Source organism: Hahella sp. CCB-MM4, from assembly GCF_002260525.1.
Classification (GTDB): domain Bacteria; phylum Pseudomonadota; class Gammaproteobacteria; order Pseudomonadales; family Oleiphilaceae; genus Hahella.
Genome location: NZ_MRYI01000011.1, coordinates 96,202 through 116,584 on the forward strand (window position 1 = coordinate 96,202; position 20,383 = coordinate 116,584).

The following is a 20,383-nucleotide window of genomic DNA, read 5'->3' on the forward strand; positions in this document are numbered from 1 at the left end:
AAATGGCACCAATCGTGCTTTAACCAGAGAAATTACAGATTACTCGGGCTACAGAACATTTAACGCAGAGACTATAGATCCTGCTATTTATATGTGGAGAAGATCATGAAACAGAAGCTGGTGGTTGTCGGAAATGGCATGGCAGGTATGAGGACTGTCGAAGAGCTGTTAAAGATAGCATCCGACAAATACGACATTACCGTGTTTGGTTCAGAACCCCATGGCAATTACAACCGGATCATGCTGTCTCCCCTCCTCTCTGGAGAAAAAAGCCTCAACGACATCATGATCAATGACCTCGAATGGTATTCCACTAACAACATCACCTTGCATGCCGGTTATGAAAAGCGTGTCGTGAAAGTGGATCGTCGCAGCAAAGTGGTATACGCAGCCGACGGCACCGAAGCGGTATATGACAGATTGCTTCTGGCTACCGGCTCGAACCCCTTTATTATTCCCGTCCCCGGTAAAGACCTCGGTGGAGTGATCGCGTTTCGGGATATCTCTGACGTAGACACCATGCTCAGTGCCGCCAAAAGCAAGCAACACGCAATCGTCATCGGTGGTGGTCTTCTGGGCCTTGAAGCGGCCAACGGCCTGTTGAAACAGGGGATGGATGTGACCGTAGTCCATAACCTGGAGGTTCTGATGAACCGCCAGCTGGATACTGTTTCCGCTCAATATCTGCAGAAGGCACTGGAAGAACGGGGCATGAAGTTCCGTATGTCAGCCAACACTTCCTGCCTGGAGGGCGATGAACACGGACAGGTAAAGAGCATCAAGTTCGATACTGGGGAGACCCTGCCGGCCGATATCGTGGTTATGGCTGCCGGTATTCGCCCAAATACAGAGCTCGCACAAACCATTGGCCTGTACTGCGAACGCGGTATTGTGGTCAACGATACCCTGCAGACATATGACCCTTGCATCTACGCTGTTGGTGAATGCGTTCAGCACCGCGGAGAACTATTCGGTCTGGTTGCACCGATCTGGGATCAAGCTAAAGTCTGTGCCAACCATCTGGCAGGCTTCGGCATCGGCATCTATAAACAGAAAGATGTGTCCACCAAGCTTAAAGTGACCGGCATTGACCTGTTTTCTGCCGGAAACTTCCTCGGTGACAACGACAGCGAACAAATTGTGTTCCAGGACCCGAGCCGTGGAATCTATAAGAAGCTGGTGCTGAAAGACGACCGAATCATTGGTTCGGTTCTTTACGGTGATACGGTTGAAGGCTCCTGGTATTTCAACTTGATGCGGGAAAAAACCAGTGTTGCCGACTTCCGGGACGCACTGATCTTCGGCCAGCACTTTGTCGGAGATGCCGGCCATCAAGGTCAAAACGCCATTGTGGACATGCCGGACGATGCGGAAGTCTGTGGCTGTAACGGCATCTGCAAAGGTGACATCGTCAAAGCCATCACCGAGAACAAACTCTTCACCCTGGATGACGTGCGCTCTGCCACCAAGGCTTCTGCGTCCTGTGGTTCCTGTTCAGGTCTGGTCGAACAAATCCTGACGGCGACTGTGGGCGGCAACTACAGCGAGAGCCCCAGCGAAAAACCCATGTGCGCCTGCACCAAGTACAGTCACGATAGTGTACGGGCCTCCATTACCGAGAATGGCCTGAAATCATTCCATGAAGTGGCAGCATTTCTTGAATGGGATTCCGGTGACGGCTGCCATGTCTGCCGCCCTGCGATCAACTACTACCTGGTATGCGCATGGCCGACCGAGAAAGTCGATGACCCCCGTTCCCGTTTCATCAATGAAAGGGTTCATGCCAATATCCAGAAAGACAACACTTACAGTGTCATCCCCCGTATGTGGGGCGGTGTTACCACCCCAAGCGAGCTGAGAGCCATTGCTGATGCCGCGGACAAATACCACGTTCCCTGCGTCAAGGTGACCGGCGGCCAACGTATCGACCTGCTGGGCGTCAAGAAAGAGGACCTGCCGCATATCTGGAAAGATCTGAATAATGCCGGCATGGTTTCCGGACACGCCTACGGAAAAGCCCTGAGAACCGTTAAGACCTGTGTCGGTTCCGAGTATTGCCGCTTCGGAACCCAGGATTCCACGGGAATGGGTATCAAACTGGAAAAAATGACCTGGGGCTCCTGGACACCGGCCAAAGTCAAAATGGCGGTTTCAGGTTGTCCTCGAAACTGTGCTGAGGCCACCATCAAGGATTTTGGTGTCGTGGCAGTAGACTCAGGCTGGGAGCTGTATGTGGCAGGAAACGGCGGCATTAAAGTCCGCGCCTGCGATTATCTCTGCAAAGTCACCACCGAAGAGGAAGTCCTGGAGTATGCAGGCGCCTTCATGCAGATGTACCGGGAACAAGGCAGACATAACGAAAGAAGCGCTCCGTGGGTGGAGCGTGTCGGACTGAGTTATATCAAATCGGAAATTGTTGAAAACCCCGAACAGCGCAAAGCCTTCCATGCACGCTTTCTCGAATCCCAAAAATACGCCCAGGTGGATCCATGGGCTGAGAGAGCCAGCCACGAAGTGGAAAAACAGGAATTTATTCCATTGACCCAAGTCGGTTAATCCGGGTCTGAGCAGAATATTCCGACCTGAACGGAATACCCGGGGCAAAAACCCCGGTGAAAAAAGTATTCAGGATATAACAAGGCATAAGCCACGAGCTGAAGAAAACGCGGAGTGTACCTGGCAGTCACTACCGCAGGTATATCAACGGCCGGCTGTTTCAGCCGGCCCTGTCAAGAGTATTGGTTATGACACAGTGGATTGATATTGGGCAACTGGAGGATATCCCCAGACTGGGCTCGCGGGTTGTCGAGTCTGTCCATGGCGATATCGCCATATTCCGCACCAAAGAGGACAAGGTGTTTGCACTCAGGGACAAATGCCCTCACAAAGGCGGTGCGCTATCACAAGGCATCGTACACGGCGAACGCGTCACCTGCCCCTTGCACAACTGGGTTATCAGCCTGCTGGACGGCGAAGCACAGGGCTTCGACAGCGGCTGCACACCGGCTTACCCGGTAAAATTGGAAAACAACCGTGTTTACCTCTCTTTGGAGCAGGAACGCAAAACCGGTTGAATCAGTTCCCCCGCCGGAAGTGGTGCGGTTGCGGTCCCCGCCCCAGCCGCATCACTTCCCCTTTCCTCAGGCGTTTTACACAAGACGTCTAAGCAAAGTGTCAGGCAGGCTCTGATATCGTAAGTGAGATATGTAAATAATCGGATACATCATGTCAGCTCAATGTGCCTCCAACATTCACACCACCTGCGCTTACTGTGGAGTAGGCTGCGGAATCACGGCGGAAGTGGTGGATGTCGATACTCGCCAGGTAAAAATTAAAGGCCAGTCTGATCACCCGGCTAACTTCGGAAGGCTTTGTTCCAAAGGAACTGCGCTGGCTGAAACCCTGGGAGCAGAGAACCGGCTTCTTCACCCTCTGGTCGATGGCCAACAGGTTTCCTGGGAATCAGCCCTGGACCAAGTGGCACAGCGCTTCATGGCTGTGATCGACGAACACGGCCCCGACGCCGTTGCATTCTATCTGTCCGGACAACTGTTAACCGAAGACTACTACGTTGCCAACAAGCTGATGAAAGGGTTCATCGGCACAGCCAATGTGGACACTAACTCCCGGCTTTGCATGTCCTCCTCCGTTGTCGGCCACAAACGTGCTTTTGGTACTGACACCGTTCCCGGCAATTATGAAGACCTTGAACAGGCAGATCTGGTCATTTTGACAGGGTCAAATACTGCCTGGTGTCACCCGATCGTATTCCAGCGCATCAAAGCGGCCAAAAAACTGCGTCCGGAAATGAAAGTGGTGGTGATCGACCCCCGCCGGACAGCCACCTGCGAAATTGCCGACTTGTATCTGCCGGTTAAGCCGGGAACCGATGCCTTCCTGTTTAACGGACTACTCTCGTATCTCAGTCGACTGGGATCCATCGATTACGAATATCTGGAACGACACACAGAAGGCTTCGGCTCTGCGATCAAGGCAGCCAATGAGACAGCCGGCGACATTGTGACAGTTGCATTGAAATGTGGCTTGAAAGAAGCAGAAGTGGCCACGTTATTCGACTGGTTCCGCCGCACGGAAAAGTCTGTCTCCGTGTATTCACAAGGCATTAACCAATCAAGCAGTGGTTCAGACAAAGTCAACGCAATCATCAACTGTCATCTGGCCACCGGACGTATCGGAAAGCCAGGCATGGGCCCGTTTTCCCTGACGGGACAACCCAATGCCATGGGTGGCCGGGAGGTTGGAGGGCTGGCAAATCAATTGGCTGCGCACATGGACTTCGAGCCAGAAGACATTGAACGTGTCAGTCGCTTCTGGAATGCTCCGAACATCGCACAGAAAGCCGGTTTAAAAGCGGTAGATTTATTTGAAGCCGTGGCAGAAGGCCGCATAAAGGCGGTCTGGATCATGGGGACCAATCCAGCCGTGAGCCTGCCCAATGCCAATCGCGTGGCGCAGGCTTTGTCCCGCTGCGCAACGGTGATCGTTTCCGACTGCATACACCACACTGACACGGCAGAGTATGCCAATATTCTACTCCCCGCCCTTGGCTGGGGAGAGAAAGACGGAACGGTCACCAACTCTGAGAGACGGATCTCCCGTCAGCGTGCCCTGCTTCCACCAATGGGTGAAGCCCGTCCCGACTGGTGGGCACTTTGTGAAGTGGGCCGGAGAATGGGATATAAAGAGGGTTTTAACTTTCAATCCAGCCATGAAATCTTTATCGAACATGCCGCTCTCTCCGGGTTTGAAAACTCCCCGGATGACAGGCTACGTGACTTCAACATTGCCGCACTAAGTGATATCAGCCCGCAGCAATATGATCAGCTGCAACCTTTCCAATGGCCTTTGTATAAACAGGAAACCACAGGAACCTCACGCCTATTTGCTGACGGCCAGTATTTTACCTCCAATCGCAAGGCCAGACTGCTGCCCATCATCCCCAGTCTGCCAAAGGGGGAGCTATCCGAGGAATATCCACTAAGCCTCAATACCGGTCGCATCAGGGATCAGTGGCACACTATGACCCGAACGGGACTGGCACCACAACTCAATCAACACATTGCTGAACCGTTCTGCGAAATTCATCCTGATGATGCTGCTGCCATCAATGTGGAGCAGGACAGCCTGATCAGAATCAGTTCCAGTTACGGCAAGATGCTGGCCCGGGCACAGATTACTGACACACAGCAACCGGGACAACTCTTCGTTCCCATGCACTGGACCGGTCAGCTATCTAGCGCCGGGCGTATGGGGCCGCTAATCAACCCCGTTACTGATCCGTTTTCCGGACAACCTGAAAGCAAGCATACGCCGGTTAAGGCCGAAGCCTTTGCTGCCAATTGGCATGGCTTTGTATTTTCCCGCAAGCCATTAGAAGTGGAAGGCATTGCTTACTGGGTGAAGATTCGCGGACGTCAGTTCTATCGTTATGAACTGGCGGGTGATGCCGCCATAGAAAACTTCAGCCATTGGAGTCGGAAGCTTTTGTTGTCGGGCGTCCCTCATGAGGAGTGGCAAGAATATTCTGACCCTTCCGCAGGTAAATATCGTGCAGCGGCCTTTGTTGACGGGAAGCTCACCGGCTGCCTGTTTATTGCACCCGACAGTCAGTTACCTGAACGGTCCTGGCTGGCCAGCATGTTTGACGCAGAAAACCTGACTGACAAGGATCGCTTGAGTCTGCTGGCGGGTATTCCGATGAATCAAGCAGCGAACACTGGTAAGACAGTCTGCGCCTGCTTTGGCGTGGGTGAAAACACCATACGCAACACGATTCAGCAGCAACAGCTCAATTCTGTCGAAGCAATCGGAAAATGCCTGAATGCGGGCACCAACTGCGGCTCTTGTATCCCAGAGCTCCAGGCTTTACTGGATGCGCAATAGGATTAACCCTTTAAACGATTTTGAGGAGCATTTATCAGCAACGACTCACTCCTCGACAAAGGAGCCTATACGGCTCCTCTTTTTCATAAGCGGTAATTGGCAGATAAGTGCAGATTACTGAGTACCTGAACGTAGCTCAATATCCCCATATTTTGACTGGTCATACATGGTATAAGGCAGGGCCAGCGTATCCAGAACACCTGAAACGACCAAGTCTACCAACCACAGAGTAGCGGCACCTTCGGTTCCCTGCCAGGCATGAACCGGTGCAGGACGACCATACATCCGACACAGATCATAACTGACACCACTGTATACCCGCGGCAGACTGGTACAGTATGACCCCTCTTCCTTCAGGTTTTTTGCAGCAACGTGTTCAGGTTTTCCTAATGTATTAATGGTCCCGCAGCCCGTCTGGAGCGCGAGAATAGACAGCAAACCGATAGTGGCGGTCAATCGGATTAACAACATAAACAAAGGCTTTTTAATCGTTAGTTTTTTTTAGTTCGTTATCTTTTTTGTACGTAATTTTCTAGTTCTTTTTTCTTGTTCTTTCATCGTGCAGCCCGGCATCAATACCGGGACTGGAAACAAAGACTACCCCATAACAGGCAGCAATAGCGTGAGGAACATCATAGACCGGGTAATTCACCGCAGAATCTAGAGTGTCAAATGAGAAGGTAAAAGAAAATTATTTCAGACTGGTGAAAGAGAACCAGGGAGTGCAGGCCGACATTCAAGCAGGCCTGCTGCTATTCAGACAATCAGCAAAGAAGCCTAAATTTATAACGAAGCCCCATCAAAAACTTCAAAAGGCAAAGCCGTCGAATCCAATTCTTCCAGGCAACCCAGGTTAACCCTGTAATGTCCCGGCTTCCGAAAGGTTTGATGAAAGGTATAAATGCCGCAATGGTTACAGTAATAATGTTTGGCGATACAGCTTCCAAATTCATACTTGGCTAACGCATTATCATCCGCTGAAATTTTCAATTGCTCCGGCGGCATCACAAAGGCCGACATGACAGCCCCTTTCCGACGACAGATTGAACAGTTGCAACGCAGCCCCTTCTCGATTGTTTCACTCTCAAATTCGAATTTGACGGCGCCGCAATGGCAGCTTCCTGTATAGCGCATATCCGGAGTTCCTACTCAATGGTTTAACGGTGAAGTTCACAGCTGTTACTGCTTAGCCGAACCATTGTCATCAGGATACAAATACTGAGTCAATATTTCTCTGCCGTTAAACTCGGCATCGAGGACCGAAAGAAAGGTATATACACCCACCAATTTACGGTTCAGAAACACAAATTCTTTGGGTGGGATCTGGAAATAGCGACTAATCGCCGATCTGGTGGCACGTTTTGCAATCCGGGTGGGTAGGTCACTGCGCTTCCAGCAATACTCCGCTTTGTCATTCAGCGAGTTGGAAGGGACATGCAAGCTCTCCGGCCCCAATGGCTCCAGCACCGCCATACAGACTTCACCAAACTCCTTCAGAACATAATCCGGCCACTCCCTGCGCATAAACCTGAGCCGGATAGCCCCCTCAATCACGGAATCAAGATCCTGCTCATAGGAAGCTTTGATCATCTGGCAGACTGGCTCAATGAATTCCGGTGGGTATTTCTGAACGGCACCAAAATCCAGAAGCACAATCCGGTCCTTGTCCTCGCCCAATCGAATTCGGTAATTCCCAAAATTGGGATCTGTCTGCAGTTCACTCCAGACAAACAGCTCACGCAGGAATAGCTCCAAGGCAGCCTTGGCTAGATGATTGCGCCGTTCCAACGGTAGAGCAACGACCGTAGCATCACCTACGCCAACACCCTCTTCATAAGAAGTGGTAATCACGTGGCCGGTAGAATATTCAGGAAAAACTTCGGGCACTACGTAGCGATCGTCACCTTTCAGCATTTCGCCAAAACGACGGGTAGTCTCAAGCTCAAGCTGGTAATCCACTTCCCGGTGCATCATTGTCCGGACTTCATCCAACCAATCATCGAAATCCCGGCCCAGTGAGACCATACGGGCCATTTTTAACAGTGTGGCTACCGCATTGATATCACTGTCAATCGCATCCGCGACCCCGGGATATTGAATCTTCATGCATAGGACTCTGCCGTCGGATTTACGTACGGCTTTGTGTACCTGTCCCAGTGATGCAGCCCCAAGGGGTTCATGATCGATGTCCAGCTCGGCAAGGTGAGATTCTCCCAGCTCCCGCACCAGCACCTGCCTCATGACCGGCCATTCCAAGGCCGTCGTTCTATCCTCAAGGGTATGTAGAGCCTCAGTGACTTCAACGGGAAGGAAGTGCTCACCATACAAGGCCATCACCTGACCAATTTTCACCACACTTCCCTTCAGATGTCCAAGCTCCTCCACCAGGTAATGTGCCTGCCTGGAGAGCGCATCTCGCTTACGCTGCTCTTTCTTGTCTTTGGATGAAAACAGGTTGGCGGCCATATTGCCGGCTAAACGTGAGCCCGCCATGACGCCGGCACGAGTCAGGCTAAGACGGCGCTCGAAACTTCCGGTTTTAATACGCTGAACTGAGCGATGTTTGGGTTTGTCTGCCATGTATTGGTCGTTGAGGTTAGTCAGTGAGTGTGGACTTCCTGAAGAACTTCTGCGCAGTTACCTGCTGACAAAGAACAATGGAGCTGTTTAGCCTGAAGATTCAGAAGGAGTCTTAATTTCCGAGAAATCGGAGAAATTCAGAGGAGAGATTATAAGGGAATTAGACCGGTAATGCAGGCACATTACCGGCCTCAAAGTGATCCAGTTAGACCTAGTTAACGATTTCTCCCGCCGCCTGTTTGTCAGCATGATAGGAAGAACGGACCAAAGGTCCACTGGCCACTTGCTTGAACCCTATCTCGTACCCGTAATCTGCCAATTCCTTGAACTCATCAGGGGTGACAAAACGGTCCACAGGAATGTGATCCTTGGAAGGCGCGAGGTACTGCCCAAGGGTCAGCATGTCGACATTATGATCACGCAGATCACGCATCACCTGCTTCACTTCTTCTATCTCCTCGCCAAGACCGAGCATCAGGCCGGATTTGGTTGGAACGTCAGGCGCGAATTCCTTGAATCGCTTCAACAGCAACAAGGACCACTCGTAATCTGCTCCAGGCCGGGCTTTCTTATAAAGACGGGGAACCGTTTCCAGATTGTGGTTGAACACATCCGGCGGAGTATCCTTGAGAATCTCCAGTGCAACATCCATGCGTCCACGAAAATCCGGGACCAGAACTTCAATTTTCAGCTCTGGGCTGTATTTACGTGATTCGCTGATGCACTTGGCAAAATGAGCCGCCCCGCCATCGCGCAGATCGTCCCGGTCCACAGAGGTAACGACCACATATTTCAGCCCCATCTCACCTATTGCCTGAGCCAAATGAGTCGGCTCATTCTCATCCAGAGGATTTGGGCGGCCGTGAGCAACATCGCAGAAAGGACAACGACGGGTACAGATGTCACCCATGATCATAAAGGTGGCAGTACCATGACTGAAACATTCACTCAGGTTGGGGCATGCAGCCTCTTCACAGACAGAATGCAGGTTTAGCTTGCGCAGTTTTTTCTTGATATCTTCCACAGCAGGTGAGCTGGAAAGACGAACCCGAATCCACTCCGGTTTGCGGGGCATGGTATCAGTTGCAATGATTTTTACAGGGTTGCGAGCCACCTTATCATGGCCCCTCAGCTTAACGCCCTGTTCCACCCTCTTAACCGGCGCTTTTGACGCCTTTGGCAGTGAACCGTCAGTCATGGCATCACTCATATTCGGGTAAACCTCTTTTTTCAATAATATTCCGGTAGCCCAGCCGCATACTCATTATTTCAAGCCAACGGGCCGCCACATCCGGCAGAGTTGCCGCCGGGTTTAAATCTGACACCTGTGTCATTTGCAATCCGGCGTATCCGCAGGGATTAATGCGCAGGAAAGGTTCCAGGTCCATATTGATGTTCAACGCCAGACCATGAAAGGAGGACCCACGGCGTATCCGCAATCCCAGAGAAGCAATTTTGGCTTCATCCACGTACACACCTGGTGCGTCAGGTTTGGGGTAGGCTTTAATTCCGTAGCCCGCCAAAGTTTCAACCGTAGTTTCCTCAATGGCAGTAACCAGCTCACGGACGCCTATTTTCAGCCTTGGTAAACGCAACAGTAAATACGCCATTAGTTGGCCCGGTCCGTGATATGTGACCTGACCACCACGATCCACTTTGACCACAGGAATATCCCCAGGCATCAGAACATGTTCTGCTTTGCCTGCCTGCCCCTGAGTAAATACCCGTTCATGTTGCAACAACCAGATCTCATCCAGCGTGTCATCATCCCGGTCCTGGGTAAACGCCTGCATGGCCTTCCATACCGGCTCATACGGCATCACGCCGAACTGCCGGACGATCACATCCTGTGGAGGGGCTATTTCGATTTCAGACATGATTCATCCTGATCAGAGCGTTAAAGAACCATTTGCACATATTTATGGGCCTTCAGGGCCACAAACAAGTTCTTAACATGATCTTCACTCTCCGCCACGATGGTAAACCTCAGTGAGGCAAACCGGCCATTGCGGCTGTCTATCACCTCGATGGAGGACTCGATGAACGCCGGATAGTGTTCCTTGACGATACCGGCAACCACTTCTTTGAAGTCAGTTTCGGCATGACCAATGACTTTAAGGGGATAGTCACAAGGGAACTCGATTTTAGGCGTTTCGGACACTGCGCAACCTATTTGATATTTTCAAGTGATTCGATACTTCCAGCCGTCACTGCCATCCATCACAAGCAGTCACAGGAATAACAATCGCACGTTACGCGACGTTATGCAGTCTGGGAATTAGACCCAAAATTAGTACGAGGGTCTGTCAGGTAGGGCTTATTTTAACCGCTGATGGCTTCAGTAGCTAATTTACACTGTAAATTAAGCCATAAGTATGGCAAATCGAGGGAGATACCGGGTCCGACCTGCGGACCCGGATAGCTGCGGATTACTCAAATAATCCCAGGAAAAACAGGACAATGGCGTGCCAGATACGTTTGAAGAAACCGGCTTCCTCAACAGACTGCAAAGCGACCACAGGCTCATCCACCAGTAAAGTATCGCCAAGTTTGACCTTCAACTGACCCAGTTCATCACCGGTCTGGACGGGTGCCTTAATCACTTTATCCACATCTACAGAGGCTTCAAGAGCGCCTTTTTGCCCGCGGGGAATGGTGACCACGATATTTTTGGCCAGCCCCAGCGGCAACTCATCCGCCTCACCTGCCCAAAGCTTGCTGTCCATAAGCTTCTCACCGGCAGCGTATAGCTTATGAGTCTCATAGTAGCGGAACCCATAGTTGAGCAACTTCAGGGTTTCCCTGGCACGGGCCTCTTCGCTCTTGGTTCCCATGACGACACTGATCAGGCGCATACCATCGCGCACCGCAGACGACACAAGGCAGTATCCGGCTTCATTGGTATGACCGGTTTTCAAGCCGTCTACACTCTTGTCGCGCCATAAAAGCAAATTGCGGTTAGGCTGACGAATGTTGTTGTAGGTAAAGTATTTTTCCGAATAGATAGGATACTGCTCGGGAAAATCATTAATGATGGCATTAGCCAATAGCGCCAGATCGTAGGCAGACGAGAAATGATTCTCATGTGGCAGCCCTGTAGCATTCATGAAGTTTGAGTTTTTCATCCCCAAACGCGCAGCATGCTGATTCATGATCGATGCAAAGGCATCTTCGCTGCCAGCCAGGTATTCGGCGACCGCGACACTGGCATCATTACCCGACTGAATAACGATCCCCTTCAATAACTCTTTCAGAGGAACTGTCGTGCCTTCGCGGACAAACATTTTTGATCCGCCGGTTTTCCAGGCATTAACGCTGATCGGAACCTCGTCCTTAAATCCAACGTTCCCTTTGCTGACTTCATAATCAAGGATATAGGAAGTCATCATTTTGGTCAGGCTGGCCGGAGGCAATTGTTCGTGGGCATTATGCTCCACAATAATGGCGCCACTCTCAGCGTCCATCAATATATATGATGAACCCGCGATCTGGGGCGGAGCAGGAATCATTGCCGGCTGTTCGGCAAATACCTGGCATGTAAATAGGCTGAAAACGAAGGCAAGAAAGAATTTCATCCTTGGTTGCGACATGGGAAACTCTGGACTCTTTGATTTTTAATTAGGGATGAATAACGACTGTGATTAACCTGTCGATGTTCAACTGGTTAGTGGTTCGAGGAATAGTATCGGAAAGTGACTACGAATTCACCTCCAGCCATCATTACCATGGCGTAATGCCTCAAAGCCAGCCGTCGTTAGCATGGCGTAATACGTCAAAAATATGAAAGAGAGGTGTACCCTCTCCCCAAAATCTCAGCTGTTGGCCTCGGAAAGTGGCCGTTTGATCATCAGTGCATCCGGATAAGCCGCTCGTTGCAGAATATCAAGGAATCGTTTCGCGTCTCTCTCATCAGCAAAGGGCCCTACCCGTACCCGGTACACCGGAGTATCGGCCCCTCCCCGGCTCACGAATACCGGAGCATCCAACAGAGCACTCACTCGATTCAAGGTTCGGATGGCCGTAACTTCGTTGCTGAAGGCCCCCACCTGAAGGAAAAATCCCTCCGCACCAACCGGAGTTTGACCTGTTGAGGACGGCATCGTGGAATCTATTTGATCGGCAATCGTGGGAGTGCCAGCAAACGGGTAAGCTTCTATGCGGACCCGCGCCGTACCTTTGTTGACATACCCCAGTTTTTTGGCCGCGGCGTATGACAAATCTATGATTCTGTCACTATGAAACGGCCCCCGATCGTTCACGCGGACGATAACCTGAGCACCGTTTTCCAGATTGGTGATTCGCGCATAGGTCGGTAACGGCAAACTGCGGTGGGCAGCAGAATAGCCATACATGTCATAGGTTTCGCCATTGGAGGTTTTATATCCATGAAATTTCTTGCCGTACCAGGAGGCGACCCCCTCAGCCACATACCCGTCCGCATTATCCATGACATGATACGTTTTACCCCAGACCTGATAGGGAGACTTATTTCCGCCCCGACTTTTAGGTTCTGCCCGTGGCTTGGGCTCAGATACCGAGCTGGGGTTAAATGTGGAATCTTCCGGCCCACGATCCTGCGACAAATGATAACGAGAGGGTGAACTGCCGCAGCCAGACAATACCAACATGAAAGCCACCAACAGCGCCCATACTGGCAAGCAATATACTTTTTTATCAGATTTCAATTCATCAAATATCAACGTCACGAACTTACCTCAGCTTCTTCCGCCGGAGGGCTTTCCACTTCTACCGCCTGCCTGATGGCCTGACCAAGCTGATAGACGGCCATTGCATACAAGTCACTATGATTATAGCGGGTGATCGAATAAAAATTGTTCAAGGCAACCCAATACTCTCTTCCCTTAGCCCCTTCCAACTTCAACAAACGGGCTTTGTCGCGCTCCTGCGCTGAGCTTTGAAACGACACACCACTTTTTCTGATGAGTCCAACGTCAGAGTTCAGCTTGAGCGTCTTGGGAAGTTTGATAGCGTCATTAGATTCTTCGACTTGAGCGCGGACGACAATATCCGTGCCCCGCGTCCATCCATGCTTTGCCAGGTAATTGGCGATACTACCGATCGCATCCTGGCGACTCTCCAGAAGGTCAGCTTTATTGTCACCATCGAAATCAATAGCAAACCGACGATAGCTGCTGGAAATAAACTGTCCGAACCCCATCGCCCCCGCATATGAGCCATTTAATGACAGAGGATCAAAACCCTGCTCTCTGGCTAACAGCAGGAACTGCTCCAGTTCACTGCGAAAGAATTTGCCTCTGGGGGGATAGTCAAAGGCCAGCGTCGACAGGGCATCCACGACCCTGTAACGACCTTTATGCTCCCCATACAGAGTCTCGACACCGATAACGGCCGTGATAATTTCTGCCGGTACACCAAACCTTTCTTCTGCAGCCTGCAGCGCTTTCTGATGCGTGCGGTAAAACTCCACACCGCCGGCAATTCGGGAATCGGTAAGGAATATTTTTCGGTAGTCCTTCCATTCCAGCACCCGCTCAGCCGGGTGACTGATGGCTTCAATGATTTTTTGCTTCTTTTCGGCTTTTGAGAACAGCAGCGACAGCTCTGCTTTATCGAACTGGTGTTTTGCCACCATTTCATCAATAAACTGCAACGTCTCTTCACGCTGATCGTAGGTCAGATCGTCACTGGCCTGCACCCCGGCACCTAAAAGCGTAAAGCACACGGGGATCAACCACTTCACTCGTTTCATTAATTTATTCTTTTCCTGCAACAACTGCGATTTCGATAGCCTACAGCGGCTAGCGTGGCAGCATTTTCTTATGTGTTTGAATAGACATCAGAACCCCGAAGGATACCATCAGGGTCAATACTGATGTTCCGCCGTAACTGACCAAAGGAAGAGGCACCCCCACAACAGGGAGAATACCGCTCACCATCCCCATATTCACGAAGACATAAACAAAAAAGGTCATCGTCAGTGAACCTGCCAACAGGCGGGAGAACGTATCCTGCCCGTTCATGGCGATTTGCAATCCCCGGAGAATGATCAAAAGGTACAAGGTCAGCAGAACAGTGACACCGATGAACCCAAATTCCTCGGCAAAGACCGCGATAATAAAATCCGTATGGCTTTCCGGCAGAAAGTCCAATTGGGACTGAGTACCACTCAGCCAGCCTTTACCTTCCAGCCCGCCGGAGCCGATGGCGGTTTTGGATTGGATGATGTTCCACCCGGCTCCAAGAGGATCCTGCTCCGGATCCAGCATCGTCAGAACACGTTGCTTCTGATATTCCTTCATACCGAAGAACCACATGATAGGAGCCAGCGCAGCCACCGCCCCCAGGAATCCGACAATCCAGCGAAGCCCGAGCCCGGCGAAAAGCAGGACGAAAATACCCGACGCAGCGATCAAAATAGAGGTTCCAAGGTCCGGCTGAATGATAATCAGCGCGGCAGGTATCGCCACGATGATCAAAGTCCCCACAATGTGCTTGAAGCTCGGGGGGAGAGTCCGGTCAGCCAGGTACCAGGACACCATCATGGGTACGGCTATTTTCATGAACTCAGACGGCTGAATACGAACCCCGACACCGGGAATCTTCAGCCAGCGTTGCGCACCCTTGGCATCAGCACCTGCCAGTAGAACAGCAACCAGACCGATCAAGCCCAGCATAAACACCCACGGCGCCCACCGCCTCAAGACAGCGGGGTCCACCTGCGCCACTGTGGCCATAAGTGTCAACGCCACAATGAAATGAATTCCCTGCTTTTTAACGTCCGCCAGGTTCTGCCCGCTGCCGCTATAGAGAACAAATAGTCCGGACCCGATCAACAGTAAAAGCAAACCGAGTAGCGGCAGATCAATATGAATGATATCCGACAATCCGGGCCGGCGGCTGAAGTGGCTTTCTGCACCTGGCAGTTGTCGGAGAAAATCACCATTTGCCATCGATTAAACACTCACCTTTGCCATCAACCGGTACTCATCATTCATCAGGAGGGGCTATTTGGCCGCCTGAAGTTTAGTGGATTCGCCTACCAGATAGGCATCAAATACTTTCCTGGCAACAGGGGCCGCAGCACTACTGCCACCACCACCGTTTTCAACCACCACCGCCAGGGCTATCTTGGGATTATTGACCGGCGCAAAACCAATGAACAAACCATGGTCACGATACTCTTCAGCAATGGCGTCAGCATCATATCGTTCTCCCTGTTTGATGCCGATAACCTGAGCGGTACCGGTTTTCCCGGCCATACGATACTCGGCACCACGCCCGCTGCCGCGGGCCGTTCCATGCCGACCGTGCATGACCTCTTCCATCGCTTTAATAACATAATCCCAATACCATTCCTGGTGGAGTTGCATGTCCGGGGGGGAAGGCACGTCGGTCACTTCCACTTCGTTAATGGTTTTAATCAGGCGGGGAGCAACCCAGTGTCCTCGATTAGCCAATACTGCCATACCTGTCGCCAGCTGCAGAGGGGTTGTCAGCATATAACCCTGACCGATGGACATATTGATTGAATCACCGGGAAACCATGGAAGCCCTTTGACTCCACGCTTCCATTCTCTGGAGGGCAGAATGCCGTCACGTGCATTATCAATATCGTAGGCCGTCAGTTGACCGAAACCGAACTGAGCGAGGTACTGCTGCATGGAATCGACCCCCATGCGATAGCCCAGATCATAGAAAAATACATCACAGGATTGAGCAATGGCCGCCTTAAGATCCACCCAGCCGTGTCCCTGCCTCTTCCAGTCGCGATATTTGCGCTCGTCACCTTTCAACTGGTAGTAACCTGGATCCCAAACTGTGGTCCCTGTATTCACTTTTTCCGTATCCAGACCAGCCACACCCACAAATGGTTTAATCGTGGAACCGGGAGGATACTGACCGCGCAGCGCTCTATTGAACAGCGGGATAGCCGGCGAATTCTGCAATTCTTTATAGGTTTTGGAATCAATACCTGTCACAAACAGGTTGGGATCAAAGCTCGGTGTGCTGACCAAAGCCAGAATGCCACCGGTCTTGGGATCTATCGCAACCACAGCACCTTTACGCCCGTCGAGGGCTTTCACCGCCACCTTTTGTAACTCAGTATCAATATTCAGCGAAATATCTGCTCCCGGTGTCGGGGCAACTTTTTCAAGAACCCGAAGCACTCTTCCCCGCACATCGGTTTCCACTGTCTGGAAGCCGGCCTGTCCATGCAGCAGCTCTTCGTAGTGGCCTTCAACCCCCAGTTTTCCGTAATACTGAGTGCCGCTGTAATTGGCGGGATCAACTTTTTTCAGCTCCTGTTCGCTGATACGCCCGACATAACCGAGCATATGGGCAAAGTCCTCTCCCTGGGGATAATAACGAATCAGGTCCGCTTCAACTTCAACCCCCGCAAGCAGATGACGATTGACCGCCACCTTGGCGATCTCATCTTCATTCAGTCTGGTCTTCAGTGTGACGGATTCATATGGACGGCGGCGCTGATGCAGACGCTTTTCAAAGGACTCGATGTCTTCGGGTGCAATTTCAATCAGATCTGACAGGAAGGCCAGCGTCTCTTCCATATCCTTCACCCGCTCCCTGACAATCGTCAGGGAAAAGGTTGGCTGATTATCAGCCAGCAACACCCCGTTGCGGTCATATATCAATCCGCGGGTAGGTGTAATCGGCTGCAACTGCATCCTATTACGATCAGATAATGTGCTGAAGACGTCATGCTGAACAACTTGCAGGTAATAATATCTAGCCGCCAGCGACAGCAGCATCAGCAATACAACCAGTCCCGCGACGATGGTCCGGTTGAAGAATATTCGCTGCTCGCGATAGTGATCCTTAAATTCTCTGGAGGCCATGGGATCAGCTTGATATTAACCGTATAGAAATTGATACGACATAATGAGTGGTCCGGCAAATAATATGAGGAAACTCGACTGTAATCATTTATTTTCCGCCAGAACCGGCAAGCATGGTAGACAAATTTTCAGGTATCTCACATTGCCTAATCATTAAGCTTTCTACAGGCTCGGATCATCATCCTATTCACGGTGATAAGGATGTCCCTGTATAACACTCCAGGCCCGATATATCTGCTCAGCGAGAATGACCCTCACCAATGGGTGTGGCAATGTCAAAGGAGACAACGACCATTGCTGGTCAGCCCGCTGGCGGCAGGCCTCACTCAGGCCGTCCGGCCCTCCCACCAGTAAGGCGACATCCTTGCCTGACATGCGCCAGCGATCAAGCTGCCGAGACAACTCAAGGGTCGTCCACGGCTTACCTTTGACCTCCAGGGCGACAACATGGTCAGCAGAGGATAGCTGCGCCAGGATGCTCTCACCCTCAGCCGACTTGAGCTTCTCAGGGTCTGAGTTTTTCTGACGCTTGGCCATAGCAATCTCCTGGATTGAGAGCGGCATGTCTCTGGGCATCCTTTTAAGATACTCACTACTGCCGTCCTCTACCCAGCGGGGCATTTTACTGCCCACAGCCAGTATGCGGATTCGCATGGCTGCGGGATCTAGTGCATCTGGCCGGTCAGGCTTTCCTCAACGGGAGCATCCCGCCAGAAACGCTCGAGGTCATAGAATTCGCGGGCCGCAGGTAACATAACGTGCACCACGATATCGCCGAGATCCACCAGAATCCAATCCGATGCAGCGCCGCCTTCAGATCCGAGAGGACGAACACCACTGGCTTTGACTTCTGTCACCAGATTGTCGGCAATAGACTTCACATGACGGTTAGAGGTACCACTGGCAATAATCATGTAGTCAGTGACGCTGGTTCGGTCTTTAACATCAAGAACCGAAATGTCTTTTGCTTTGAGATCTTCCAAAGCTTTAATGACGATATCTTTCAGAGTATCAGTCTCCATAGTGCCTCATAGAGGGGGGTGGTTGGGTTGTCGACAGCCGATCAAGCATCAGTGCTGCCATACAGATGGTGTGAACGTATATAGTCCAGCACCAAATCGGGGATTAAAAATCGGGGAGATTGGCCGTCCTTAATCAAGGCTCGGACCTGTGTACTGGATATGTCCAGTTGAGTCAGCGCACATTCAGCTATGCGCCCACTTGGGAGTTCGGTAAGTTCATTCAGGTTAGTTGCGGTATGCCTTCGCAATAGTTCGCTCAATTCACCCTGTCCATTATTTGACCAATTCGGCCTGTTAATAACCATTATATGGGCTAGTTGAATAATTTCCACCCATCGATGCCATTTCGGCAAGGACAGAAAAGCATCACCGCCCATCACAAAAATGATCGGCCGTTCGGGCCCTTCCTCTTCCCGCAGTTCTATCAGGGTATCCACAGTGTAGGTAGCGCCAGTACGGTTTACTTCCCGGTCGCTCACGACCAGACCGGGCTCAAAGGAAACAGCCAATCGGAGCATTTCCAGACGATGCCGGGCTGAAGCATGGGGAGCCGCACGATGACGGGGATCGCCACAGGGCAACAACTGCACCTCTGTGTCGCGCCCCAACAACTGCTGAATTTCCAGAGCTGTACGCAGATGTGCGTGATGAACAGGATCAAAGGTGCCACCCAGCACCACCAGGGGAGATGGCACTAGTGGATCACCCTTCTATCCATTGAACAGGTATGCATTGAGCTGGCATCGATTGAAATCATCATGGCGAATAAAAACAGCTTACTGGCGGATATGCCCTTCACCGTACACCACATATTTCTGTGAAGTCAGTCCTTCCAATCCAACAGGTCCACGAGCATGAATCTTATCGGTTGAAATGCCGATTTCGGCTCCCAGGCCATACTCAAATCCATCCGCAAATCTCGTGGAAGCATTTACCATTACAGAGCTGGAATCAACTTCTGTGACAAACTGACGGCTCTTTGTATAGTTCTCGGTAATGATCGCATCGGTGTGCTGGGAACTGTAAGTATTGATATGTTCAATCGCGGCATCAATATCGTCCACAATTCTAATCGCCAGAACAGGTGCCAGATACTCTGTGTGCCAGTCTTCCTCGGTTGCCGGAACGACATCATCCAGAATTTCACGTGTACGTTCGCAACCCCGAAGTTCCACACCTTTTTCACGGTATTGCTCAGCCAGCAAAGGCAGAACAGTTGATGCCACCGGAGCGTCAACCAGAAGAGTTTCCATGGTGTTGCACGTACCATAACGGTGGGTTTTGGCATTCACTGCCACTCTGACGGCTTTTTCAAGATCTGCATCGCGATCAATAAACACATGGCAGATACCATCCAGGTGTTTGATCACAGGAACCTTGGCCTCATTGCTGATACGTTCAATCAGTCCCTTTCCGCCACGGGGTACGATCACATCCACAAACTCAGGCATGGTAATCAGATGCCCCACTGCTGCACGGTCAGTGGTTTTTACAACCTGCACGACAGATTCAGGCAAACCGGCGGACTCAAGCCCTCTCGCAATACAAGCAGCAACCGCCTGATTGGAATGAATCGCCTCACTGCCTCCACGAAGGATGGTGGAATTGCCGGACTTCAGGCACAGACTGGCCGCTTCCACGGTCACATTGGGGCGACTCTCATAAATAATGCCGACAACTCCCAGAGGAACACGCATTTTTCCTACCTGAATCCCACTTGGGCGGTAGTTCAGGCCAGTAATTTCACCTACCGGGTCCGGTAATGCAGCCACCTGCTTCAGGCCTTCTATCATGGTATCGATGCGTGCCGGCGTCAGTTCCAGGCGATCCAGCAGAGCTGGCTCCAGACCGTTGCTACGACCGGCATCCAAATCTTTTTGGTTTTCAGCCATGAGCATTTCCCGGCTTGCCTGAATTTCCTCTGCAATCGCCAGGAGTGCAGCATTCTTAGCGCCGGTGGATGCTTTGGCAATTTGTCGCGATGCGACACGGGCCTGTTGCCCGACTTCGCGCATATACGCTTCGATATCCATGAAT

18 protein-coding genes are annotated in these 20,383 nt (G+C 51.4%); 3 read left to right on the plus strand and 15 right to left on the minus strand.

Annotated elements, in window-relative coordinates:
* Nucleotides 1–105: 105 nt before the first annotated feature.
* The 3 genes from nirB to BTA51_RS18180 all read left to right on the plus strand — a co-directional run bounded on the left by nirB (nucleotide 106) and on the right by BTA51_RS18180 (nucleotide 5,904).
* Nucleotides 106–2,556, plus strand: coding sequence for a nitrite reductase large subunit NirB (gene nirB, locus BTA51_RS18170; RefSeq protein ID WP_094709826.1), 2,451 nt, complete (start codon nucleotides 106–108; stop codon nucleotides 2,554–2,556).
* Nucleotides 2,557–2,744: 188 nt separating this feature from the next.
* Nucleotides 2,745–3,074, plus strand: coding sequence for a nitrite reductase small subunit NirD (gene nirD, locus BTA51_RS18175; RefSeq protein WP_094709828.1), 330 nt, complete (start codon nucleotides 2,745–2,747; stop codon nucleotides 3,072–3,074).
* 151 nt (nucleotides 3,075–3,225) lie between these two features.
* Nucleotides 3,226–5,904, plus strand: coding sequence for a nitrate reductase (locus tag BTA51_RS18180; RefSeq protein WP_094709829.1), 2,679 nt, complete (start codon nucleotides 3,226–3,228; stop codon nucleotides 5,902–5,904).
* A 114-nt stretch (nucleotides 5,905–6,018) separates the two neighbouring features.
* On the opposite strand, the gene BTA51_RS18185 is transcribed toward BTA51_RS18180, so the two are convergent.
* The 15 genes from BTA51_RS18185 to BTA51_RS18255 all read right to left on the minus strand — a co-directional run bounded on the left by BTA51_RS18185 (nucleotide 6,019) and on the right by BTA51_RS18255 (nucleotide 20,379).
* A complete protein-coding gene (locus BTA51_RS18185; protein WP_094709831.1) occupies nucleotides 6,019–6,375 on the minus strand; it encodes a YceK/YidQ family lipoprotein in 357 nt (118 codons plus the stop codon).
* A 312-nt stretch (nucleotides 6,376–6,687) separates the two neighbouring features.
* On the minus strand, nucleotides 6,688–7,038 hold the full coding sequence (locus tag BTA51_RS18190; protein ID WP_094709832.1) for a GFA family protein: 351 nt from the start codon (nucleotides 7,036–7,038) through the stop codon (nucleotides 6,688–6,690).
* Nucleotides 7,039–7,083: 45 nt separating this feature from the next.
* Nucleotides 7,084–8,484: an AarF/ABC1/UbiB kinase family protein gene (locus BTA51_RS18195; RefSeq protein ID WP_094709834.1), complete on the minus strand. Its 1,401-nt coding sequence runs from the start codon at nucleotides 8,482–8,484 to the stop codon at nucleotides 7,084–7,086.
* Nucleotides 8,485–8,695: 211 nt separating this feature from the next.
* Nucleotides 8,696–9,694, minus strand: a complete 999-nt coding sequence (gene lipA / locus BTA51_RS18200) for a lipoyl synthase (protein ID WP_094709836.1) — start codon at nucleotides 9,692–9,694, stop codon at nucleotides 8,696–8,698.
* Nucleotides 9,687–10,361: a lipoyl(octanoyl) transferase LipB gene (gene lipB, locus BTA51_RS18205; RefSeq protein ID WP_094709838.1), complete on the minus strand. Its 675-nt coding sequence runs from the start codon at nucleotides 10,359–10,361 to the stop codon at nucleotides 9,687–9,689. Before lipB ends, lipA begins: the two co-directional genes overlap by 8 nt.
* A 20-nt stretch (nucleotides 10,362–10,381) precedes the next feature.
* A complete protein-coding gene (locus BTA51_RS18210; RefSeq protein WP_094709840.1) occupies nucleotides 10,382–10,645 on the minus strand; it encodes a YbeD family protein in 264 nt (87 codons plus the stop codon).
* Nucleotides 10,646–10,913: 268 nt separating this feature from the next.
* Entirely contained in the window at nucleotides 10,914–12,074 is a 1,161-nt protein-coding gene (locus BTA51_RS18215) for a D-alanyl-D-alanine carboxypeptidase family protein (RefSeq protein ID WP_168188213.1), read from the minus strand.
* A 222-nt stretch (nucleotides 12,075–12,296) separates the two neighbouring features.
* On the minus strand, nucleotides 12,297–13,112 hold the full coding sequence (locus tag BTA51_RS18220) for a septal ring lytic transglycosylase RlpA family protein (protein WP_094710012.1): 816 nt from the start codon (nucleotides 13,110–13,112) through the stop codon (nucleotides 12,297–12,299).
* A gap of 74 nt (nucleotides 13,113–13,186) precedes the next feature.
* Nucleotides 13,187–14,215: a lytic murein transglycosylase B gene (gene mltB / locus BTA51_RS18225; RefSeq protein ID WP_094709844.1), complete on the minus strand. Its 1,029-nt coding sequence runs from the start codon at nucleotides 14,213–14,215 to the stop codon at nucleotides 13,187–13,189.
* A 49-nt stretch (nucleotides 14,216–14,264) separates the two neighbouring features.
* Complete coding sequence (rodA, locus tag BTA51_RS18230; protein ID WP_094709846.1) at nucleotides 14,265–15,416, minus strand: rod shape-determining protein RodA; 1,152 nt, start codon at nucleotides 15,414–15,416, stop codon at nucleotides 14,265–14,267.
* Between the two features lie 54 nt (nucleotides 15,417–15,470).
* Nucleotides 15,471–17,324 carry a penicillin-binding protein 2 gene (gene mrdA / locus BTA51_RS18235; protein ID WP_094709848.1) on the minus strand — a complete coding sequence of 618 codons (1,854 nt, stop codon included), beginning with the start codon at nucleotides 17,322–17,324 and terminating at the stop codon, nucleotides 15,471–15,473.
* Between the two features lie 183 nt (nucleotides 17,325–17,507).
* Nucleotides 17,508–17,978 carry a 23S rRNA (pseudouridine(1915)-N(3))-methyltransferase RlmH gene (rlmH, locus tag BTA51_RS18240; protein ID WP_094709850.1) on the minus strand — a complete coding sequence of 157 codons (471 nt, stop codon included), beginning with the start codon at nucleotides 17,976–17,978 and terminating at the stop codon, nucleotides 17,508–17,510.
* Between the two features lie 11 nt (nucleotides 17,979–17,989).
* The gene (gene rsfS / locus BTA51_RS18245; protein WP_094709852.1) at nucleotides 17,990–18,346 is read right to left on the minus strand and encodes a ribosome silencing factor; all 357 of its coding nucleotides are present in this window, start codon (nucleotides 18,344–18,346) and stop codon (nucleotides 17,990–17,992) included.
* Between the two features lie 41 nt (nucleotides 18,347–18,387).
* Nucleotides 18,388–19,041 (minus strand): nicotinate-nucleotide adenylyltransferase, encoded by a 654-nt coding sequence (nadD, locus tag BTA51_RS18250; RefSeq protein WP_094709854.1) that lies wholly within the window; start codon nucleotides 19,039–19,041, stop codon nucleotides 18,388–18,390.
* Between the two features lie 81 nt (nucleotides 19,042–19,122).
* On the minus strand, nucleotides 19,123–20,379 hold the full coding sequence (locus BTA51_RS18255; protein WP_094709856.1) for a glutamate-5-semialdehyde dehydrogenase: 1,257 nt from the start codon (nucleotides 20,377–20,379) through the stop codon (nucleotides 19,123–19,125).
* Nucleotides 20,380–20,383 lie beyond the last annotated feature (4 nt).